General features: G+C 63.6%; 20 protein-coding genes. 8 read left to right on the forward strand and 12 right to left on the reverse strand.

The features are described from left to right. Nucleotides 1–177: 177 nt before the first annotated feature. The 4 genes from EOC94_RS19930 to EOC94_RS19945 form a co-directional block, all read right to left on the reverse strand. A complete protein-coding gene (locus tag EOC94_RS19930) occupies nt 178–1,908 on the reverse strand; it encodes a Na/Pi symporter (protein WP_127292894.1) in 1,731 nt (576 codons plus the stop codon). Nucleotides 1,909–1,992: 84 nt separating this feature from the next. Next, the gene (gene pstS, locus EOC94_RS19935) at nt 1,993–3,087 is read right to left on the reverse strand and encodes a phosphate ABC transporter substrate-binding protein PstS (protein WP_245465603.1); all 1,095 of its coding nucleotides are present in this window, start codon (nt 3,085–3,087) and stop codon (nt 1,993–1,995) included. 431 nt (nt 3,088–3,518) lie between these two features. Continuing rightward, complete coding sequence (locus EOC94_RS19940; RefSeq protein WP_127292896.1) at nt 3,519–4,262, reverse strand: 2OG-Fe(II) oxygenase; 744 nt, start codon at nt 4,260–4,262, stop codon at nt 3,519–3,521. Between the two features lie 155 nt (nt 4,263–4,417). Further along, nucleotides 4,418–5,311 (reverse strand): DMT family transporter, encoded by an 894-nt coding sequence (locus EOC94_RS19945; protein WP_127292899.1) that lies wholly within the window; start codon nt 5,309–5,311, stop codon nt 4,418–4,420. Nucleotides 5,312–5,481: 170 nt separating this feature from the next. Between EOC94_RS19945 and EOC94_RS19950 the strand changes: the two genes are divergently transcribed. Continuing rightward, a complete protein-coding gene (locus EOC94_RS19950) occupies nt 5,482–6,879 on the forward strand; it encodes a nodulation protein NfeD (RefSeq protein ID WP_126105620.1) in 1,398 nt (465 codons plus the stop codon). Then, complete coding sequence (locus EOC94_RS19955; protein WP_126105619.1) at nt 6,876–7,646, forward strand: slipin family protein; 771 nt, start codon at nt 6,876–6,878, stop codon at nt 7,644–7,646. Before EOC94_RS19950 ends, EOC94_RS19955 begins: the two co-directional genes overlap by 4 nt. Before the next feature lie 165 nt (nt 7,647–7,811). Here EOC94_RS19955 and EOC94_RS19960 read toward each other — a convergent pair whose 3' ends face one another. Further along, nucleotides 7,812–8,747: a LysR family transcriptional regulator gene (locus EOC94_RS19960; RefSeq protein ID WP_126105618.1), complete on the reverse strand. Its 936-nt coding sequence runs from the start codon at nt 8,745–8,747 to the stop codon at nt 7,812–7,814. 110 nt (nt 8,748–8,857) lie between these two features. Between EOC94_RS19960 and EOC94_RS19965 the strand changes: the two genes are divergently transcribed. Continuing rightward, the gene (locus EOC94_RS19965) at nt 8,858–9,868 is read left to right on the forward strand and encodes an NAD(P)-dependent alcohol dehydrogenase (RefSeq protein ID WP_127292902.1); all 1,011 of its coding nucleotides are present in this window, start codon (nt 8,858–8,860) and stop codon (nt 9,866–9,868) included. A gap of 73 nt (nt 9,869–9,941) precedes the next feature. Here the strand turns inward: EOC94_RS19965 and EOC94_RS19970 are convergent, their stop codons facing one another. Genes EOC94_RS19970 through EOC94_RS19980 form a run of 3 tightly spaced genes read right to left on the reverse strand, consistent with a single transcriptional unit; the run spans nt 9,942 to nt 13,725 of the window. Further along, on the reverse strand, nt 9,942–12,263 hold the full coding sequence (locus tag EOC94_RS19970) for a xanthine dehydrogenase family protein molybdopterin-binding subunit (RefSeq protein ID WP_127292905.1): 2,322 nt from the start codon (nt 12,261–12,263) through the stop codon (nt 9,942–9,944). Beyond that, the gene (locus EOC94_RS19975) at nt 12,260–13,243 is read right to left on the reverse strand and encodes a xanthine dehydrogenase family protein subunit M (RefSeq protein ID WP_127292907.1); all 984 of its coding nucleotides are present in this window, start codon (nt 13,241–13,243) and stop codon (nt 12,260–12,262) included. The genes EOC94_RS19970 and EOC94_RS19975 overlap by 4 nt, the downstream gene beginning before the upstream one ends. Further along, entirely contained in the window at nt 13,240–13,725 is a 486-nt protein-coding gene (locus tag EOC94_RS19980) for a (2Fe-2S)-binding protein (RefSeq protein ID WP_127292910.1), read from the reverse strand. Before EOC94_RS19980 ends, EOC94_RS19975 begins: the two co-directional genes overlap by 4 nt. Before the next feature lie 431 nt (nt 13,726–14,156). Here EOC94_RS19980 and EOC94_RS19985 point away from each other — a divergent pair, with 431 nt between their 5' ends. Continuing rightward, nucleotides 14,157–14,789 (forward strand): TetR/AcrR family transcriptional regulator, encoded by a 633-nt coding sequence (locus EOC94_RS19985; protein ID WP_127292912.1) that lies wholly within the window; start codon nt 14,157–14,159, stop codon nt 14,787–14,789. Nucleotides 14,790–14,872: 83 nt separating this feature from the next. Here the strand turns inward: EOC94_RS19985 and EOC94_RS19990 are convergent, their stop codons facing one another. The 3 genes from EOC94_RS19990 to EOC94_RS34135 all read right to left on the reverse strand — a co-directional run bounded on the left by EOC94_RS19990 (nt 14,873) and on the right by EOC94_RS34135 (nt 16,249). After that, nucleotides 14,873–15,778, reverse strand: coding sequence for an alpha/beta hydrolase (locus EOC94_RS19990; protein ID WP_127292915.1), 906 nt, complete (start codon nt 15,776–15,778; stop codon nt 14,873–14,875). Further along, nucleotides 15,775–16,011 carry a hypothetical protein gene (locus tag EOC94_RS19995; protein WP_210212089.1) on the reverse strand — a complete coding sequence of 79 codons (237 nt, stop codon included), beginning with the start codon at nt 16,009–16,011 and terminating at the stop codon, nt 15,775–15,777. The genes EOC94_RS19990 and EOC94_RS19995 overlap by 4 nt, the downstream gene beginning before the upstream one ends. A gap of 79 nt (nt 16,012–16,090) precedes the next feature. Continuing rightward, the gene (locus EOC94_RS34135) at nt 16,091–16,249 is read right to left on the reverse strand and encodes a hypothetical protein (RefSeq protein WP_185928283.1); all 159 of its coding nucleotides are present in this window, start codon (nt 16,247–16,249) and stop codon (nt 16,091–16,093) included. A 72-nt stretch (nt 16,250–16,321) separates the two neighbouring features. Between EOC94_RS34135 and EOC94_RS34600 the strand changes: the two genes are divergently transcribed. The 4 genes from EOC94_RS34600 to EOC94_RS20015 all read left to right on the forward strand — a co-directional run bounded on the left by EOC94_RS34600 (nt 16,322) and on the right by EOC94_RS20015 (nt 19,469). Continuing rightward, nucleotides 16,322–16,621: a hypothetical protein gene (locus EOC94_RS34600; protein WP_245465604.1), complete on the forward strand. Its 300-nt coding sequence runs from the start codon at nt 16,322–16,324 to the stop codon at nt 16,619–16,621. Between the two features lie 475 nt (nt 16,622–17,096). Beyond that, nucleotides 17,097–17,879 carry an SDR family oxidoreductase gene (locus tag EOC94_RS20005; protein ID WP_127292923.1) on the forward strand — a complete coding sequence of 261 codons (783 nt, stop codon included), beginning with the start codon at nt 17,097–17,099 and terminating at the stop codon, nt 17,877–17,879. Nucleotides 17,880–17,979: 100 nt separating this feature from the next. Beyond that, nucleotides 17,980–18,915 (forward strand): hypothetical protein, encoded by a 936-nt coding sequence (locus EOC94_RS20010; protein WP_127292925.1) that lies wholly within the window; start codon nt 17,980–17,982, stop codon nt 18,913–18,915. 56 nt (nt 18,916–18,971) lie between these two features. Then, nucleotides 18,972–19,469 carry a DinB family protein gene (locus tag EOC94_RS20015; RefSeq protein WP_127292927.1) on the forward strand — a complete coding sequence of 166 codons (498 nt, stop codon included), beginning with the start codon at nt 18,972–18,974 and terminating at the stop codon, nt 19,467–19,469. 201 nt (nt 19,470–19,670) lie between these two features. Here the strand turns inward: EOC94_RS20015 and EOC94_RS20020 are convergent, their stop codons facing one another. Continuing rightward, a complete protein-coding gene (locus EOC94_RS20020; protein WP_185928289.1) occupies nt 19,671–21,194 on the reverse strand; it encodes a serine hydrolase in 1,524 nt (507 codons plus the stop codon). Nucleotides 21,195–21,440: the final 246 nt, after the last annotated feature.

A 21,440-nucleotide genomic window follows, 5' to 3' on the forward strand; every position in this document is an offset into this window, starting at 1 on the left:
TCGTCTCATCCGACGCCGCCAGACCGTCCGCCAGACTCAACTGACCCAAAACACGATCCGCCATCCCGAATCTCCCTGCTCCAACCTTCACCACAGAATCACCGTTCGGCTTCTGTGCAAAGGTCTCACAAGGGGAGAAGGGAAAGGGCAGCCCCGCCGCCCCCCCCAGCTTTCCCGCTACTCGGCCGGAACCGGGCTGAGGCCGGTATCGCCCATCGAGTGCGGCCTGGCTTCCTTGCGTGCCGAGGCACGGGCGAGAACGCTTTGCCGGTTGATCGATTTGCGCTCGGCATCGATGCGTTGGATCAGGATTTCCGCGCGTTCGATCGACCCGAGCAGGGCCAGGATCGTGCCACGCTCAGCAGCGCCAGCATTCGGTCCGAGCGCCAGCGTGCGGGCGCGCAGCTCCTCGACCTCCGGCAGATTGACGTGGCCGGCCGGCATCTGCGGGTTGGAGATGCCGTAAGTCGGCAAGATCTCCCGCAGCGAAACATCGAGCTTGCTCAACGCCACGTCGACGATGGCCTGCGCCGGGCCGCTGAACTTCTCGCGCCTGACGCGGCGTGCCACCTGATGCATCGATTCCGTCAAGGCAGCCGTGAAGTCGGCTTCCTCGATCAGGCTGGCGATCAGGTCGAGCTGGTCATAAGGCAAATCCTCCTTCATCAGTTCGGCGGTGTAGGCACGGATATCGCGGCTGAGAATGTCGGTTGCGAGATAGTGCTCGCCCGGATCCGACGGCGCCTTCTTGGACGAGCGTGCGATGTCGAGGAACATTGCGCCGGCCTCGAGGTGACGGGCCGTTTCCTGCTGAACGGCGGGAACGGCCTTGGCAAAATCGCCGGCCAGCTTGCGGTCGAGGAATCTCGGCGTCGAGAAATCCTCCGCGTCATCGGCATCCGTGTGGCCGACACGCGACAAAATCCGCTCGAACACACCGATGAACGGGAACAGCAACAATGTATTGAAGATGTTGAAGAAGGTCGAGTAGAGGCCGACCGCGACCGGCACCAGGGGGAAGGTCTCCTTGCCGTCGACGATCACCGGGATGGCGGGATCGCCGCCGAAGAACTGCATGGCCCATTCCAGGACCTGCATGGAGACGAAGAACAGCGGGATGGTGATGCACACGCCGATGATGTTGAACGAGATGTGCGCGTAAGCGGTCCGCTTGGCGTTCTTCGAAAGATTGAGCGAAGCCATCCACGAGGTGATCGTGGTGCCGAGATCGGCGCCGAGCGAGAAGGCGACGGCCGTCGTCCAGTCGAGAATGCCGGCGGCGCCAAGGCCCATCACAATGCCGATCGTCGCCGAGGACGAATGGATCATGGCGGTCACGCCGGCGGCGATGAACACGCATTTGAGAAGGTTGACATAGGAGTCGGCCGTCAGCGTTTGCAGCAGCGCCATGACTTCGGGCAGGTTGCGAAGCGGGCGCAGGCCGCCGGTCATCAGGTTGAGGCCATAGAAGATCAGCGCGAAGCCCATGCAGGCGAGCGCAATGTTCTTGACCTTTTCGCTTTTGGCGAAGCAGTAGACCAGCGAGAACACGCCGGCCAGGATCAATCCAAGCGGGCCGAGCGGCAGGGCGATGAGCCCGTTGCCGAGCGTGGTGCCGATATTGGCGCCCATGATCACGCTGATCGCCGGCCTCAAGGCGATGACGCCGGCATTGACCAGGCCGACGACCATGACGCTCATCGCCGTCGACGACTGGATGACGCCGGTGATCAGCGTTCCTGCCAGCACGCCCTTGATCGGCGTTCCGGCGGCCTTGGCGAGAAAGGCGCGCATCCGGTTGACCGAAAGCGCCTGGATGCCGTTTGCCATGAAGTCGAGGCCGAGCATGAAGATGCCCAACCCCCCGATCACCGGCACGAGGATGTCCTTGAAGATATCTATGTCCATGTCACGCAGTCCCCAACAAGCCGTTACCACGGCGCGATATGACGTTCAGTTCAGGTGCTGCGCGAGGCAGCCTGGCTCTTCAGCTCAGTTTCCGACGGGCGCTTGGCTCGCCCAGTATTGTTCGACCTGGTCGACGAGCGCCTTCGGCAGCGGCACATAGCCGAGCGCGGTGGCGTCGCCGGCGCCCTGCGCGAAGGCGAGCCGGAAAAGGTCGTGCACGCGGCGATAGCGATGTTCCGAACGGCCCGAGACCTGAACGACCGCGAACACAGCCGTGCTGATCGGATAGGCGGCATCTCCGTCTCGATCGGTCAGCGAAGCGAAGAAATCGGTCGTTTGCGCCCAGTCGATGGACGTCGCAGCAGCCTGCACGCCGTCGGGCTCCGGCTTGACGAACTTGCCGGATTTGTTCTCGATCAGTGCGTAGGAAAGGCTGGCGCGCTGCGCCTGGCCGGATTCGGCATAGGCGATCGCCCCCTTCGTGTCATGCACGGCTCGAATGAGGTTCTGCGTGCCTTCGGCATCGGCGCCGAGCGGCCACGAGATCAGTGTGTTGGCGCCGTACTTGCTCTTCCACTCGTCGCTGACCGCCGACAGATACTCCGTGAACACAAAAGTCGAGCCGGACCCATCCTTACGGTGAAGAACGCTGATCCTAAGATCGGGCAGCGTCAGATCCGGATTCGCCGCCTTGATCGCGGGATCGGACCATGACTGGATCTTGCCCAGATAGATGTCGGCCAGAAGCGGCCCCGTCAGGCGAAGGCTTCCCGGGCCAATGCCGTCGAGATTGATGACGACGGCGATGGCGCCCATCACGATCGGAAACTGTTGGCGGCCGGCTTTCCTGAGGTCGGCGGCGTTGATCGGCGCATCCGTCGCGGCAAAGTCCATGTCCGGCTGGTCGAGACGCAGGACGCCGGCGAGCGAGCCGACGATCTCATAGTCGACCTTCCAATCGGGCGAGATATAGTCGCCGCCATCTGCGCGGGCGCTCTCGTAGGCCGTTGCCCATTTGCCGATGATCGGGGCAGCCAGTGTCGATCCAGCGCCGCGAATAGGCTCAGCCTGCGCAGCGGCCCCGATCATCAAGGCAACAGCCAGCGCGATGGCGCCACTTGATCCCGTTATCTTCGGCCATTTGCGCCGAAGTGACGCAAAGCTTGCTGGAAACATCATGGCGATCCCCGACTATACTGCGCAAATAAAAATCTACTTTTCAGTCTTGGCAGATATCAACAGTCGTCCGCCCGGCGAACACACACCGGCCGAGAGACAACATTGCTCATCGTATGAACCTTGGTTAACAATTGGATGACAGAGATCTTGTGGGGCGAATCTTTTTTATTCGGATTTTCCGCGATCACTTGTCCCGCCCGTTCCTCGGACTCCTATGAAGAATTGGGGTCCGAAGGACTGGGCTCCAACGTTGCGCCTCGCGCTCACCCTTCTCCCCTTGTGGGAGAAGGTGTCGCCGAAGGCGACGGATGAGGGGTGTTCCAGCTTGGCAACGACGGCGCTCCGTCCAACACCCCTCAACCGTCTTGGCGCTGCGCGCCAATCCACCTTCTCCCACAAGGGGAGAAGGGGAGAAGGAAGTCTACGCAGCCCTACTTCGCGTCGTGGAAGATGATGCCGACGGTATGGCGCATGCCGGAGCGAAGCCTACTGACGCCGTGCCTGAGATTGACGCGGTAGCTGCCTTTGCTGCCCTGGACCGGACGATTGTGCACCGCGAAGGCGACCGCATCGCCCTGGCGCAACGGCACCACCTCGGCCCGGCTCTGCATGCGCGGGCGCTGTTCGGTCAGCACGAACTCGCCGCCGGTGAAATCCTTGCCGGGTTCGGACAGCAGGATTGCCACCTGCAGCGGGAAGGCAAGATCGCCGTAGAGATCCTGATGCAGGCAGTTGAAGTCACCGGGACCATATTGCAGCAGCAGCGGCGTCGGCCGTGTCTGGCCCTGGGCGTGGCATTGCTTGAGGAACGCGGCGTGCTCGTCCGGGTAGCGCTGCGCGATGCCCATGCGCTCGTTCCAGTCGTTGGCGACCGCGGCGAGGCGCGGATAGAGCGCGGTGCGCAAGCCGCCGATCAGCTCGGGCAAGGGATAGCGGAAATAGCGGTACTCGCCCTTGCCGAAGCCGTGCCGCGCCATATGGACATGGCTGCGGAAATGGCTCTCGTCCGGGTAAAGCCCGGCGACCTCCCGGCATTCTTGCGGCGTCAGCAGCTTTTCCATCACCGCGCAGCCATAGCCGCTCATCTCCCCGGCCAACGCCTGCCAATCATATGCGGCGACGCGCGTCTCCGCCGATCGGACCGCTGCCTTCGAACCTATCGAATGAATGGTCATGGCTTTGCCTCCTCTGGCTTCGTCCTGCCATCAGAGATGGGTAAAACAGTGCGCGCGAACCACCCGTTTCCTGCCAACTGGGGTTTTGCGCACAGAACGAAGCGTCAAGCGGCGTCCCACCGGCTCGATGGAGCGACCGCCAACGATCCTTGGGTTCAACCGCGACGTGCAGGTTCGGGTTCCTCGGGCGCCGGCTCGGTCGTTCCGCCGCCTGACGTGGCGAGAAACAGGACGGCGCAGAGCATGATCGCAGCACCAAGCACGCCGGCGGACGACATCCGCTCGCCCAGGAAAAGTGCCGCGCCCAGGGCGCCGAACACGCTTTCGGCGCTGACGATTACCGCCGCGTGGCTGGCCGAGGTGAAACGCTGGGCAATCGTCTGGATGCCGAAGCAGACGGCTGTAGAGAATACGCCGAGCACAAGCAGTTGCGGCCAGGCATCGAACGCATTGGCAGGCGACAGATTGCCATGGAAGAAGCCGAGCGGCAGGCTGATCACCGCCGCGCCAAGGAACTGCGCCGCCATGGCGGTGAACGGGCGTCCATAGGTCTGCGCATGACGACCGAGCTCGACCATCCAGAGCGCGTAACAGCCCGCCGACAGCATGATCGCCACATCGCCCTGGTTGAAGCTGGCGATGCCGCCGGACAAGAGTAGCGCGCCGACCAGCGTCAGGCCGGCGGCGAGGCCGACAGAAGCCGTCAGACGCTCGCCGACGAGCAGCCACGCCGCGAATGGCGTCATAACCGTCGCCGTGCTGACCAGAAAGCTGGCATTCGCCACCGACGTGCCGAGATAGCCGATCTGCTGCAGGACGATCGCGATTGCAAACAGCACGCTGACCCTTGCCAAGCTCGCGCGATAGAGGCCACCTGGCGGTCGCCGGGGTTCGATGGCGATCAGCGGCAGCATCCAGCCGATCAGGCAGCGCATGCCGACCGCGCTCAACGGGTCGAGATGGTCCAGAATGGTCTTCTGCGGAACATTGCCGAGGCCCCATAGTGCCGCGGCGAACAGAAGCAGAAGATTGGCATGCAGCTTCGACATCGGTCTTCCCCTCGCTTTGGACGTCGAGGGAAGGCTGGCTGAACCCCGCTTACGGATCGCCTACGCGCTGGAAATCGGACGGGGCGTTGCCCTGGATCAGCTTCACCCGCCGCGAAGTGTCATGGATTTCGGCAAAATCGAGCCCATATCCTTGATATGGAGCTTTGAGCGTGAAACTCGCGCGTGTAGCCCTGATTGCCGCGGCTTTTGTAGCCGCTGTGTTCGTTTGTATTTCTTCCGCAACCGGAGAGGCGAACGGCCAGGAGAGGATTGCGCTGCGCGTCGAGATAGACGGCGCCATCGGTCCGGCGAGCGCCATGCAGCTCGAGGAAGCGCTGGCGGTAGCCGCGCAGCGGAACGCCGAGGTTCTCATCCTGCAGATGAACACGCCCGGCGGGTTGGTCACCAGCATGCGCGAGATCATCGCCGATATGCTCGCCTCGCCGGTTCCCGTCATCGGCTATGTCGCGCCCGCCGGCGGTCATGCGGCGAGCGCCGGAACCTACATCCTCTACGCAACCCATGTGGCGGCGATGGCGCCCGGCACCAATCTGGGTGCGGCGACGCCGATCGAGATGGGCGGACCGCTGCCATCCTTTCCCGGTGGCGACGACAAGAACAATGGCCCAGGAGCCGGCAAAGACCAGAAGAACCCGCCAGCGGGCGATGCGATGATCGCCAAGGCGACGAACGACGCGGTTGCGTTGATCCGCAGCCTGGCTGAACTGCGCGGGCGCAATGCCGAATGGGGTGAAAAGGCCGTGCGCGAGGCTGCCAGCCTGTCGGCCACCGCGGCGCTGCAGGAGCATGTCGTCGACTTCGTCGCCCGCGACACGACCGAGCTGCTTCAGCTGGCTGACGGCCGCACGGTGGAAATGGCCGGCAGGAAAGAGGTGCTGGCGACGAAAGGGCTGCCGGTTGAAACGCTGGAGCCCGGCTGGCTCATCCGGCTTCTCGCTGTCATCACCGACCCGAACATCGCCGTGATCCTGATGCTGATCGGCGTTTATGGCCTCGTCTTCGAGTTCACGAGCCCAGGCGCGGTCGCGCCCGGCGTGATTGGCACGATCTGCCTTCTGCTCGGACTCTATGCGCTCAATCTCCTGCCGATCAGCTATGCCGGCCTTGCCTTGATGCTGCTTGGCATCATCTTCCTCGTCGTCGAGGCCTTCAACCCCACAGTGGTGCTTGGGCTGGGAGGCGTGGCTGCCTTTCTGCTGGGCGCTGCCATGCTGCTCAGGATCGAGGGGCCCGGCTTCGAGATGTCGTGGGCCGTCATCGGCACCGCCGCCGCCCTGACGCTCGGCCTGGCGCTGTTGACCGGCAGCTATCTGTGGGCGGCCCGCAAGAACGCTCCGCGTGTTGGCGCACAGGCCATGCAAGGGCTGCCGGCCAAGGTCCTCGACTGGGAGGGCAGCGAGGGTCACGTGCTCGCCCGGGGCGAGCGCTGGCGGGCGATGGCCGACGAACCCTTTGCAGTCGGCGACAGCGTCGAGGTGGCTGATGTCAGGGGTCTCGTGCTGACGATACGGCGCCGCAATGTGCGAAGCGATGGAGCAAGGCAATGATCATCGGTTATGTGGCCTACCTGGTAGCAGCGCTCGTCGTGCTCATGTTCCTGTCCGCGGCCGTTCGCATCCTGAGGGAGTATCAGCGCGGCGTGGTCTTCACGCTCGGCCGCTTCACCGGAGTCAAAGGTCCCGGCCTGATTATCCTCATCCCCTTCGTGCAGCAGATGGTGCGGGTCGATTTGCGGGTGGTGGTTCAGGATGTTCCGCCGCAGGACGTGATCTCGCGCGACAACGTCTCGGTGAAGGTCAACGCTGTGCTGTATTTTCGTATCGTCGACGCCGAGCGGGCGGTGATCCAGGTCGAGGACTTCATGGCCGCGACCAACCAGTTGGCACAGACCACATTGCGCTCGGTGCTCGGCAAGCATGAGCTCGATGAAATGCTGGCCGAGCGTGACAAGCTCAACAGCGATATCCAGGAGATCCTCGATCAGCGGACCGATGCCTGGGGCATCAAGGTCTCTGATGTCGAGATCAAGCATGTTGACCTCAACGAGAACATGGTCCGCGCCATCGCCAAGCAGGCCGAGGCCGAACGGCTGCGGCGTGCCAAAGTGATCAATGCCGACGGCGAACAACAGGCGGCGGCAAAACTCGTCGAGGCCGGCAAGATGCTGTCCGAGGCACCGCAGGCCATGCAGCTGCGCTATTTCGAGGCGCTCCACGACATCGCCGGCGAGCGCTCGTCGACGGTCGTGTTTCCGGTGCCGATGGATCTGCTCGCTCATTTCATCAAGCAGCAAGGTGGAGGCGGAGGCGGCTGAGCGCGTAATCTCCCCCCTCGAGGGGGAGATGGCCGCGAAGCGGCCAGAGGGGGGTCGTCTCACATAGATCGCCAACCCCTTCCTCTACGAGAGACGGCGCTGACGCTCCACGCGCGGCGACCCCCTCTGTCGCCTTCGGCGACATCTCCCCCTCAAGGGGGGAGATTAGCACCCTCTCCGCCACGGCGGCTCCGGGGCGAATCGTTTGCCGATCCAGTCGGCGAAGGCGCGCGTCTTGGCCGCTTGCCCCTTGGCTGAAGGCATCACGATATAGACCGCGCCCTCGTCGGCGAGCGTCCAGTCCTCCAGAACAGGCACCAGCCGTCCGTCGGCGAGTTCGCGTCCGACCAGCCAATCCGTGCTCATCATCAGCCCGACGCCCTGCACGGCGGCTTCGACCAGCACCTCGGCATCATCGGTGACCAGCGGCCCGGAAACCTCGATACGGACGCGACGGCCCGTGCTGTCGGTCATCTCCCAGGCGGGAAAGGTCTGGAACCCGGTGAAACCCAAGCAAGCATGCTCGACAAGCGCCTGCGGCGTGGCCGGCGTGCCCGCGCGAGCAAGGTAGGACGGTGCGGCGCACAGCAGCCGGCGCCGCGTCGCCACCTTGCGTGCCACCAGGCGCGAATCCTCCAGCGCGCCGAGACGGACGGCGACATCGAAATTCTCGGCGACGAGGTCGACGAAACGGTTGGAGAACTCGGCCTCGATGCGAACGTCTGGAAATTCGGCGAGAAATTCTGGCAGCAGCGGGCCGATCCACATGCGCCCGAACGATCCGGGCAGCGCCAGCCGCAACACGCCGCGCGGCCCGCCGCCGGCATGCGCCGACGCAGCCGCCTCGGCTTCGTCGACCGCGGCCAGGATGGCGCGGACGCGGACGAGGAACTCGGCTCCGGCCTCGGTCAGCGATACGCTGCGCGTCGTCCGGTGCAGCAGCCGCACGCCGAGCCGCTCTTCCAGCGACGCGAGGCGCCGCGACAGGATCGTCGCATCGCGCCCCACCCGCGCCGCCGCTTTGGTGAAGGAGCGTGCCTCGGCGATCGCCGCGAAGGCTGCCATCTCGGCCAGTGCGGCCGGTTCATGGGATTGCTGCATCTGGCGCATAACTCAACTGCAAAATCCAAGGATTATGCAGAGATAGCGCAGCAGCTAGTTTCACTCAATCCCATCTATTGGCCCGTCGGCCGATCAACCGGAGTGAGACCATGAAAGCCATCGAACTGACTGCACCCCGACTGGACGCCTTTTGCGCCGCCACCGTTGCCACACCTGAACCGCAGCGCGGCGAAGTGCTGATCCGCCTGCGCGCCGGGAGCCTCAATTTCGTCGATGTCGCGGTGGCGAGCGGCAATTATCCTGGTCCGAGCTTTCCGCTCATTCCGGTCGTCGACGGCGCCGGCGAGATCGTCGGCATCGGCGAGGGCGTGTCGAGGCTCGCCGTTAACGACCGCGTCATCGCCCATGCAAAGCCGCACTGGATCGGCGGCCGTCCGCGGCCCTACGAGACGACCGAGATGCGCGGCCTGACGCTACCCGGATCGCTCGCCGAATATGTCGCGCTGCCGGCCAATGCCGTCGTGCCGGTGCCGGCGCATTTGTCCTTCGAAGCGGCGGCGACGCTGCCGATCGCCGGCACCACCGCGTGGAATGCGATCCGCACCGCCGATGTCGGGCCGGGATCGGTCGTCGTCCTGCTCGGCACCGGCGGTGTCTCGATCCTGACCCTACAGCTTGCCAAGGCCGCCGGCGCCACGGTCGTCATCACCTCGTCATCGGACGAGAAGCTGGAGCGCGCCAGGGCGCTCGGCGCCGATCACCTCATCAACTACCGCACGACGCCGGACTGGGACACGAGGGTGCTCGAACTGACCGACGGCGTCGGCGCCGACCTGATCGTCGAGACCGGCGGATCGGCCACCTTCGCCCGCTCGGTCAACGCCGCCGCGCCCGGCGGCACGGTGTTCACCATCGGCTTCGTCACCGGCGCCGAGACCACCGCAAACCTGCTGCCGATCATCGTCAAGGCACTCAGGGTGGTGGGCAACAATACCGGCTCGGTTTCCGACCTGCGCGACGCCGCCCGCGCCATCGCCGCTGCCCGTATCGAGCCGGTCATCGACACGGTGTACAGCCAGGACCAGGCAGCCGAAGCCTACGCACACATGGCGGCCGGCGGCCGGCATTTCGGCAAGCTTGCCTTCACACTGTCGTGGTGAGTCTGGACAGGGCGCCGTAGTTGAAGCTGCCAATCTCCCCACGACGGGGAGATCGACAACTTCACGGCCTCCGCTAAATCAGCTTCTCCAGCGTGATCGGCAGATCCCGCACCCGCTTGCCGGTGGCGTGGAACACCGCGTTGGCGATCGCCGGAGCAACGCCGACGATGCCCAGCTCGCCGACGCCCTTGCCGCCGAGCACCGAGGAATGCAGGTCAGAGATGCCGACCGAGATCACCTCAATGTCGGGAATATCGGCATTGGTGGCGATGAGATAGTCGGCCAGATTGTTGTTGACGACGCGGCCGTGGCGGCGGTCGACGATGCCTTCCTCCAGCAGCGCCTGGCCGATGCCCATGATGATGCCGCCCTTCCACTGGCTTTCGGCGAGCTTGGGATTGTAGAGCCGGCCCGAATCGAGCGCCGACACCACGCGCGACACGCGAACCGTGCCAAAGTCCTCGTCGACGCGCACCTCGATGAAATGCGCGCACCAGCTGTGGCGGGAATAATCGCCCTCGGTGTGCGACAGCGCCATCGTTATGGTCGTATTGTTCTTGTAGCGATCCTCCGCCGTCCAAGTGGCCGGCGTGGTGTCGCCCATCGCCTCGATCTGCTCGCGTCCGACGCTGCCGAGCAGCTCGGCGATCGAGACATCCGGACCGTCGCCACGCGGTGACCTTATGCGGCCCTCACTGACGACCAGCGTGTTGGCCTGCAGCGCATGGAACGGCGAATTGGCTTCGCTGATCGCCAGCCCGACCAGCTCATCGAGCGCGGCAGTCGCCGCCTTGTGCACGGCGCCGGTCATCACGCCGGCCAGCCGCGACCCGCCGGTGACGCCAGCGCGGGCGTAGCGGGAGTCACCCAGCTTCACCACGACGTTCTCAGCCGGCACGCCCACCACTTCGGCGGCGGTCTGCGCCAGGATCGTATAGGTGCCCTGCCCCATGTCGATGCTCGAGCTTTCGACCTCGACCGAGCCGTCGGTGAGGATGCGCACCATCGCCTCGCCATAGGCGCGCCGCACCGGATAGGTGCCGGCGGCAACGCCCCAGCCGATCAGCTGATTGCCGTCGCGCATCGAGCGCGGCTCGCGTGGACGCTTCGACCAGCCGAAGGCTGCCGCGCCAACCGCGAAGGCCTCCCGCAACTGCCGCGTCGACCACGGCTTCTTCACCTCCGGATCCTGCTCGGCATAGTTCCTGAGCCGGATTTCCAGCGGATCGATGCCGACCTCATAGGCGAGCTCGTCGATCGCGCTTTCGATGCCGAAGGCGCTCGGGTTCTCGCCCGGCGCGCGCAACGCTCCCGGCACCACGGTGTTGACCCGCACGACATTCTGCCGCGACGAGAAATTCGGCGTCGCATACATGATCGAGGTGACCGAGCCGAGCGGCTCGACCCACATGCCGTCGACCGACGTCTCGTTGACGCCGCGATGCACGACCGACTGGATCCGTCCCTCCGCGTCGGCACCGAGCGCCACCGTCTGGCGCGTTGCCGCCCGTCCGCCATAGGCGGTGAAGGTCTGCGGCCTGGTGACCGCGAGCTTCACCGGTCGTCCCAGCATTTTCGCGGCCATCGCCGCCACCGCGCCGTAGCCGTAGGCGAACGCCTTGGAGCCGAAGCCACCGCCGATATAGGGCGAGACCAGGCGCACATTCTCGAACGGCACGCCGAACCATTCGGCATAGGTCCGCGCCATGCCGTCGAGCCATTGGCTGGGCTCCCACACCGTCAGCCGGTCGCCTTGCCAATGCGCGATCAGGCCATGCGGCTCCATCGGCGCCTGGTATTCGCGCGGCGTGTTGTAGGCGGCGCAGATGCGCACCGGGGCGGCGGTGAAAGCCGCTTGTGCATCGCCCCATTCCTTGGTCATCGTGTCGACCGGAATGCCGTCGCCGGCCTTTGGATCGTCGAGATCAACGATGGCCGGCGTCTCGTCATAGCTGACCTTGACCAGCGCCGCGGCCGCGACCGCCTGCTCGAAACTCTCGGCAACCACCGCCGCGACATGCTGGCCGCTGAAGGTGATGTCGCGCGCCAGCGGGCAATAGGGAACATCCGGCGGCGGCGTGCCCAGCCAGTCCGTCGCGGTGTTGAGGCGCAACACATTGTCCGGCGTCAGCACCAGAAGCACGCCGGGTGCGCTTTCAGCGGCGGCGGTGTCGATCGACCGCACCTTGCCGGCCGCAATCGTGCTCTCGACGAGAACGGCGTGGCTGAGCCCTTCGAGCTGCTGCTCGACCGCGTATTTTGCGGCACCGGTGATCTTGGCCGGGCCATCGACGCGCGACAGCCGCCCGCCCACTGCCTCTGCAAAGATGGCGCCGTCCGATGCGTCGCCCCTCTTCCATTCACTTTGTCGGGTTCTGATCTCGTGAACGGTCATGCCGTTTCTCCAACTTTAAGGATGGCGCGGGCGATGATGCGCGGCGCCAGTTCGATCTTGTAATGGTTGGCGCCGTGGTCGACGGCGCCCTCGATGGCGAGCAGGCTGGCTTGCTTGACGATATCAGCCTCCAGCAACTTGCCTTTCAGCGCCTCTTCCACGGCGCGTGCCCGCCACGGCTTGGTGGCGACACCGCCAAGCGCCACACGCAAATCTCTGATCGTGCGGCCGTCGGCCTCGAATTCGACGCCGACAGCAGCGCTCGCCGCGGCAAATTCGTATGACTGGCGGTCACGGACTTTCAGATAGGTCGAACGTCCCGCAGCGGCGGAAGCAGGAATGCTGATCGCGGTGATCACCTCGCCTGGCTCGATCGCATTCTCTCTGTCGGGAGTAGCGCCCGGCAGGAGAAAAAAGTCGTCGGCCGCGACCTGGCGGTCGCCGACATGGACTGTTGCGTCGAAGGCGACCAGCGCCGTCGCCAGATCGCCCGGATAGGTGGCGATGCAGGCCTCGCTGGTGCCGAGCACGGCATGGCCGCGGGTGACGCCGCCGATCGCCGAGCAGCCGCTGCCGGGCGTGCGCTTGTTGCAGGCGGGAAAATTCGCCGGATCGCGGAAATACGGGCAACGCGTGCGCTGCATCAGATTGCCGCCGATGGTCGCCATATTGCGGAGCTGCGCCGAGGCCGCCTGCCACAGCGCTTCCGAGACAGCGGGGAACCGGCTTTTTATCTCGGCATGGTCGGCGACGCTGCTCATCCTGGCCAGCGCGCCGATGGTGACGCCCCGGTCATCGAGCGTGATCGTATCCAGTCCCTTGAGATGGCTGATGTCGACCACGGTTTCGGGTTCGGTGACGCCGCATTTGGCGAGATCGATGAGGGTGGTGCCGCCGGCGAGCAGCATGGCGCCGGGCAGCGCCGCCGCCTGGCATGCCGCATCGACGGAATTGGCGCGCAGATACGAAAAGTCCCTCATGACGCGACCTCCAGTGCCGCTTGGCGCACGGCGGCGACAATGTGCGGATAGGCGCCGCAGCGGCAGAGATTGCCGGCCATGTATTCGCGGATCTCATCATCCGAACCGGCATGGCCCTCGCGGATGCAGGCGACGGCCGACATGATCTGTCCGGGCGTGCAGTAGCCGCACTGGAAGGCGTCCTGTTCGAGGAAGGCGGCCTGCACCGCGTGCAGCGTGCCGTCGCCATCGGCAAGCCCTTCGATTGATGTGATCGACCGGCCCTCAGCTTGGGCAGCAAGCGTCAGGCAGGCCAGCACACGCTGGCCGTCGACATGCACGGTGCAGGCGCCGCATTGGCCCTGGTCGCAGCCTTTTTTGGTCCCGGTCAAGCCGAGATGATCGCGCAAGGCGTCGAGCAGCGTGACGCGCGGCTCGACCTCCAGTTCATGGCGATGTCCGTTGATTTGAAGTTGGATGGGAATTCGGGTTTTGCTTGTCATCGGGCGTCTGGCTCCAGTTGCTTGACGCGGAGGGGGTGATCTGGTGCCCGGCCGGCGAGCGGCAAGGTCACCAGGTGGCTAGGTCTGGCGGCTCCCCGGTGATTGGCGAAAGCGGCGGAGCGCATAATCTCCCCCCTTGGGGGGAGATGGCCGCGAAGCGGCCAGAGGGGGTCGCCTCGCATAGAGCGCCAACCTCCATCTGCCGCAGGAGGCCGCGCCCGGTCGAACCGACCCCCTCTGTCGCCTTCGGCGACATCTCCCCCTCGAGGAGGGAGATCACGCTCTCGCCGGCTTGCAGGCTTTCAACACGTGACATACGCGTTCCCCTGATTATATGATAAAGGTGCTCCACTAAAACGGAGGCGCCTCCGTTTATTACGTGGGGGCTGAACCCGTCGGGTTCAAGCCCCGTATTTGCAGTGGAGAAAAAATTGGCTTCGAAGCCGCCCGCAACCGCCAAAGAAAAGCCCGATGCGACAGCGACAAAACCGTTGCGCGCCGATGCGCAGCGCAACCGCGACGCGCTGGTCGAGGTCGCAGTGGTAGCCTTTGCCGCACATGGCGTCGATGCCTCGCTGGAAGAGATCGCGCGCCAGGCCGGCGTCGGCATCGGCACGCTCTACCGGCATTTTCCGACGCGCGAGCATCTGGTCGAGGTGGTCTACCGGCGCGAAGTGGAAAGCCTGTGCCACGCCGCAGACGAGCTTGCTCTTCACCATCCGCCCGACGTCGCGCTGGAACAATGGATGCAGCGCTTCGTCGACTACATCGCCACCAAGCGCGGGCTGGCGACAAGCCTGCGCATCCTGCTCAACACCAATTCAACCCTGTTCTCGGACATGTCCGGCCGGGTGTCGCTCGCTTTGCGGCGGCTGATCGAAGCGGCGGTGGCCGATGGCTCGATCCGCAGCGACGTCGACGCCTCCGACGTGCTGCACGCGCTGGGCGGCATCTATTCGGCGCCCGATACCGAGGACTGGCGCGACCGCTCTCGCCGGCTGGTGTCGCTGCTGATGGATGGGCTGAGGTTTGGGGCGGGCAGGTCGGCGAAGGATAGCCGGTGAAGGCTGGGTCGCCGAAAGTGCGGCGCTGGGACGAAGTCCGCTTTGCGCCGGCAGCTGCCCCACCCAAGGGTTATAGCCAAGGGTTATAGATAGTCGCGGACAAACATGCCCGCGCTGTGAAGAGCGCGCCTACCGGCACTCAACCCCGCATTCCAAACCGGCCAGGCGTGAATCATATGCGGCCAAATTTCGAGACGTGCTTTGACGTCAGCCGCGCCAGCGGCTTCCGCGAGCCGAGCTGCGTCCGACAACAGCGTCTCGGCCGAACCGACTTGTATCAGCATTGGGGGAAATCCGCTCAGATCGGCGAACAACGGCGAGATCAGGGGATCGCGCCGACCAACGCCATAGGGAACATAGGCGGTTGCCAGTTCCTCCAAATACGCCCGGTGGACGATAGGGTCGATCGCGTCCTTGGTTGATAGTGTCGCGCCGGACATCGAAAGGTCCGTCCAGGGCGAAACCAGCCAAAGACATCGCGGCAGCCGCTCCCCTGCCGCGCGCAATATACCGGCCAAGCACAGGGTGAGGTTGCCGCCCGCACTGTCTCCGCCGACCACGATGCGATCCGGCGCGATCCCTTGCCGGCTCAGAAAGCGCCATGCGGTGAGTGCATCTTCATGTTGCGCAGGGAAAGGATGTTCCGGTGCGCGTCGATAGTCGATCGCGAGGGTGCGCATTCCCATTGCTCGACCTGCCTCGGTCACCATTCGACGATGACTTTTGAGAGAGCCTGAGCAGTAGCCACCACCGTGGAAAAAGAGCAGAACCTTATCCCTGTCACTCTCAGGCGCTAGGGACCACTCTCCCTCGAGGCCATCGAAAACCGCATCCTCGCACCGGATGTCGTCCGCAATCGGCCACACCGAACCAACCTCGTCGAGCCGTGCCCGGCGTTCGTCCCAGCTCACCGGTCGCGGCTTTGACATCAACAACCTGCGGACGGCGTTGATCTCCGTCAGATCGAGGTGTGCGTCCACATCGCTCATTTTGCTTCCCTAGCCTCATCAAGCATAGAAAACCGGCGGACGGCAGCAGCCACACGCATCCAATAAAGCGCCAATGCCAGCGCTGGGAATTTTTCGTTACAATTGAATACATGGGACGACAGTTCGCCCGCAAACCCGCTCGTCGTCTTTTTAGCACTGACCCATCTTTTAGCACTGACCACCTCCCGCACATGGTCGAATATTTCCATCTGATATTTGGCCGCTTCGGGCACATAGCTGTCCTTCAAGATGAAACATGGTACTCGGGCGGCGCGCGAGAGGCTGGTGTTCGAAAGCGACGCCTAAGGGCGCCTAATCGAAACGCCAGCCTGTCGCCTTGCGCGGACGGCCGGTGCGGTTCGCCGAAGACATCATCGGCTCGAGGCTCGGATCGTCGATATTGCCGAAATCGGGCAAGCCATACTTGCACGCCCGGGGATGTGCAGGTGCTGCCCCCTTAGTCAATCTCATTCCAAGCTGCCCTTCACACAGCCTGGATGGGCTCTATCTGCATCTGGAGTCCAAATAATGGAGGACAGCACAATGAAGCACGTTCTCGCATTTGCACTCTTCATCGGCGCCGGATCGCTGTTTGCCACGGCAGCCTATGCCGAACCGCCGGACCATGCCCGCAACGATGACGCATCGCTCCATCCCGGTCATCAAGGGCACCTGTCGAGCGGCCGCGAATACCCAGGAAGACCTGCCACTGAGTTCCACGAGAGCCTAGAGGCGGAAGGAGAGCCGAGCTTTCCGACCGGTCCGGGTGGGTGGGCCGAGCAACAGAGCGACGGCGCCAACGCCCAGCGTGGCAGCGCCGACGCAACGGCCGAGGGCAGGTAAACACAGGTCCTGACGGGTAAATCGCAGCAACGCCCGGTGCATGCACCGGGCATGATCCCGATAGCGGGAGAGCAGGAAGAAAATGACTGCGGCATGGACCGCAGGTCCATGAGGCCTAAACGGTGCTGATCGTTGATCGTACGAAGATGATCGATGACCGGCTGACAGTCGTGCATGAGAGCCGCGCGCTTGCCGCGCCGAGATGACATCCTCAAGCTCGCCTGAATGCGGCTGCTGCCGTTATTCGATGCCTCTTGGCGTTTCGGTCTAAGAGACTGAGATCCGCCTTCCAGCTGACTTCCCGCGCCGATTAATAGGTCAATCGGAAAGAGCGCCGAGCGCCATTGCCCGACGTTGGCAGTCAGCGTCGCGGGTGTCGCGATCCGCCGCGTCACTCGCAAGACCTTCCTGCGGCAGTGCCAATGGCTTTCCCAGACTGCAAAGGTATAGTGCTCGAAACTGGCGGGGTGGTGTGATGTCGACCATACTTGTGACTGGGGCAACAGGTGGGATCGGGCAAGCAATCTGCGAACGCCTTGCGGCCAGTGGCACTCGGCTGATGCTAGCGGCCCGTAATCAGGTGCGACTTGAGTCGCTGGTTTCGAGCCTGCCTGCACCAGCCGACGGCTCGCATGAGGCCATACCGGTTGATATGGCATCCGATGCCGCATTGGTCGAGTTCGATCGACACCTCGCCACCTCCGCCCTGAAGCTTGATGGGGTGGTTCTTATGCCGCCCCAACCGCATTCGTCCGCTGACCCTATGCCCGAGCCAGAGGTCTGGCGAACGCTGTTTCAGACAAGCTTCATTGGGCCGTTGTCCCTGTTGAAGTCGGCTATCGCTCGGATGGAACCGGCCCCCGAAGCAGGCCGTCGCTGCAAGGTCGTGATCATTTCCGGCATTTCTTCGGCTCAGGTTCTTAGCCACTATGCAACCGCCAACGTCATCCGCACTGCTTGGCTTGGAGAAGCGAAGACGCTTGCCTTTGCGCTGGGCGAAAGAGGTATTCATGTGAACACTCTTTCACTCGGCGGCACGCTGTCGCCCTGGTATCGGGATGCGATTGGCAGGCGTGCGCTAGATGCCGGCGTGACCTTTGAACAAAGGATTGCGGTCGAGACCGACAATATCCCACTCAAAAAGTATGGGACGCCGTCTGAAGTTGCCGTCGTCGTCGAAGGCTTGTTGTCGCCCCTCACTGACCACATGACAGGTTTGAACATTCTACACGATGGCGGCTTCACGCGGGCGTATTGAGGACGCCCTGAGCGCGATTGCGGGCCCTACGAACATGTAGGTGTTGAGGCCGAATGGTATTAGTCTGCGCGGTCTGGGGCTTCAGGGACGCGGCAAAGGGATGGATTTCAACTCAGGGCAAGGCTATTTCCTCATCGGCGGCCTCATCCTGGTCGGTGCCGGGCTCCTGATCCTTTCGCTGATCGTCAATATTCGTGTGGCACAAAGCGTGCGCCACGACATGCGCCATCGTGAAAAGCTGCTGGAATATTATCGCAACATCTTTTCCCAGCTCGGCGTGATCCTGATCGGCATTGGCGTTTCCCTGTTCATCTTCTTTTTTCAGCAGAATTATCAGGACCAGCGCAAACGCGAAACGGAACTCCAGCTGGTTCTCGCCAAACTGGCCGCGCGCATTGCTCGCGGCGCCGCCGTGGTCGAATACCTCGGCGAATTCGATGCGCTGCTGGACGATGGCGGGCCCTATATCAGCCCGGAACTCGGTGGAACGAACACCGCGATCAGCGCACACGGGGCGGAACTAGGCAAGCAGGTCGCCAGTATCCTTTTGGTTGAACGCGACGTTGAGGTTCAAGCGTTCGAGATCCTGAATTTGTCGCGCGATTTCGAAGCATCGTTCGTCGTCAACGAACTTGATCCCTCGCTGTGGTTCAACATCGTCCGGGATGAGAGCGAAATCAAATATGCCACCACGCAGCTCGCCCTCGACTACAAGGACCTGCAGGATGCGATCGGCGGAGAACCGATCGAGGTTGCGATCGCAAATCCTGGAAAGGAGGCAAAGATCAAGCAGGAGGTGCTCGACATCTTTTATGATGCCGACCTCTTGCGCCTGCGCAGCAGGAGACTTCTCGGCCGTGCGTGCTGGCTTTTCAGCGAGGGGCGGAACTTCGTCAACCTTGGACCGGTCAACGAGATCGAAGCCGATGCCAAGTCGCACCAGGAGTGGATCGACCGGTCGAAACCCTTCCTGACGCAGTTGAAATCGGGAAGCGGCGATTGCTTCAAATTGCTCCAGTTCGGCCCGGCGTCCTGAGTTGAGACCAGCGGTCATTCTCCACCGAAAATCGATAACCATTGGAGCCCGAGAAAATGATCTCATCCGGATACTGCCGACTCATGGCCCGTTACAACACTTGGCAAAATACCTCTTTGGTAACTGCCGCTGATGGGCTCACGAATGTGGATCGCTGGAAGGATCGAGGTGCGTTCTTCCAATCAATCGCAGCTACGTTGAACCATCTTTATTGGGCTGATGCCCTGATTCTACAGCGATTAAAGGGGAACGAGCGCCCAGAGGAAACCATCAAGCACTCCCTCACAAGCCCATCGGATTGGGATGACTTCAAGACGCTCCGTTTGCAACGGAACGAGGAAATCGAAGAGTGGGCAGCACGATTGCTCGACGCGGACCTCAACGGGATGGTTGTTTGGTATCCTGGGGGAGGTTCAACGCGGATCGAGAAGCCAAAGGCTCTCTGTGTTGTTGAACTCTTCAACCACCAGACCCACCACCGGGGTCAGGTCCACGCGATGTTAACAGCAGCGGGTGCAGAACCAGAGCCAACTGACCTTTCGATGCTGGCATAGCTTGTCCGCTATGGGCTGATTGCGGGCGACTGCTTTGTCGCGAAACTCCCGATTAAAACGACAGTTCTGCACCCGACTTCTGCGACAGATATGATCCATGACGACGGCCACCTGCAAGGTCAGCTTTCAGAGCCGTCACTTCCTGACATGAACGGCCGAGATGGGGTCGAACTCGGTCGTCCAGATTGATTGGGTTTGACCCTAGTCTCCCACGCGCCGCAGTGTGCCGAGATGATTGTCGTCGAGAAACTCTATGGTCATGGCCGACGCCTTGCCGTCGGGGCCGACGACAAAGCCCACGCCGGCGGGCCTGTCCGGCGTCTCGGCGTCCGGGAAGCTCAGGAAGAGGTCGCCGTCGAAATGCTTCAATGAATAGGACCGGGCGCCGGCTGGCCCGACCTTGAGCACAAGAGCGTCTCCCGCACTCGACACGACCGCATCGCCGATGAAGTCGTTGGAATAACGGCCTGCATAGGCGCTGGCCGGTCCGGCTGGCCTTGCCGGAGACGGTGGCGCGGCATAGGTGGCCTTGGCCCTCGCGACCGCCGGGCCGAACAGGCTCGCATAGGTGTCATCCCATGCCTTGACCCAATCCTTCTCGACCGTTCCGTCAAAGGCGAGATCGGCGAAGCTGTCGGACAGCCCTTCCGGCACCCCTGTCGAAAAGGCGTTGGCGACGATCACGATGCCAAGCTTCTCCTCCGGGAAGAGCGTCACCAGGGTGCGTGCGCCGACGCTGAAGGCGCCGGCATGGCCCCAGCTCAGGCCGTGCCGGCCGAATTCGATGTTCCAGCCGAGGCCGTAGAAGGACGTGCCGCCTGAGACGGGGTTCTTGCCGCGCGCCATCAGGGGAACATGCATCTGGTCCAGCGCGTCGGCTTTAATGAGGGTCTCGCCGGCATAGACCCCATTGCCGAGCACGAGGCGCACCCATTGCGAGAGATCGCGTGCCGTGGAGCTGACGCCGCCCGCGGGCGCCTGCGCATCCGGGTCGCGCTTTACCTTCGCGGCCCAGACGCCGTCGATCTTGACGTGGAGCGCGGCGCGATTGGCGTGCTTGATGAAGTCCGCATGACGGGAGCTGGTCGAGGCCATTCCAAGCGGACGGTAGAGCTTCTCCTCGGCGATCTCCTCCCAAGGCTTGCCCGTCGGCTTGGCAGCAGCGACGGCACCCTCGGTCAGGCCGAAATTGCTGTAGGAGTAGCCGGCACGAAAGCTCGACGATGGCGAGACGAACCGCAGACGGCGCAGGATCTCCGCGCGGTCGTAGCCAATGTCCTCGAGGTCGTCGCCAGCGGTGCCGGGAAGTCCGCTGCGGTGGGCGAACAGGTCGCGGACCGTGAGCTCACTGGTCGGATAGGGCTCGGCGAGCCGGAAGGCCGGATCGAGGTCGGCGATCTTCGCATCCCAGGAAACGATTTCCCCGCTGACCAGTGCCGCAACGATAGTGGCGGAGACCGGCTTGGACAGGGAGGCGATCTGGAACACCGTGTCGGCGTCGACGGTCTCCGGCTTGCCGGCCTCGCGATGCCCGAACCCCTTGAGGAAGACCACCTTGTCGCCGTGGACGACCCCGATGGCGAGACCAGGCACCCCACCATCCGCGACGACGCCTTCGGCGAGCGCCTCGAGCTTCGACAGGGCTGCCGCGATCCGGTCTGGCGTAATGGTGTCGGCCGACGCCGCATGCGGCGAAAGCACCATGACGGCGATGAAGGCCCGCATCCCCCAACGGCGGAGAGTCCGATCCAGTCGCACGCTCCAGCTCCTCCCCTGCATTCACCGTTCATAGTACAGGCCCGCGCAGGAAAGGCCAACACTCAGGATGATGCAATGTGGCAAAGCTCCGCGATGGTCCGGATTGTGTCACGACCGGACCTTTGCCGGCGCGAAGCTCGCCCCGAGCCTTTGCGGTCGTTCAGTTTCAACGGCAGGTTTCGCTCCTGATAGACGGCCTGCGCCTCAGCGCTG

Source organism: Mesorhizobium sp. M6A.T.Ce.TU.016.01.1.1 (assembly GCF_003997065.1).
GTDB classification, from domain to species: domain Bacteria; phylum Pseudomonadota; class Alphaproteobacteria; order Rhizobiales; family Rhizobiaceae; genus Mesorhizobium; species Mesorhizobium mediterraneum.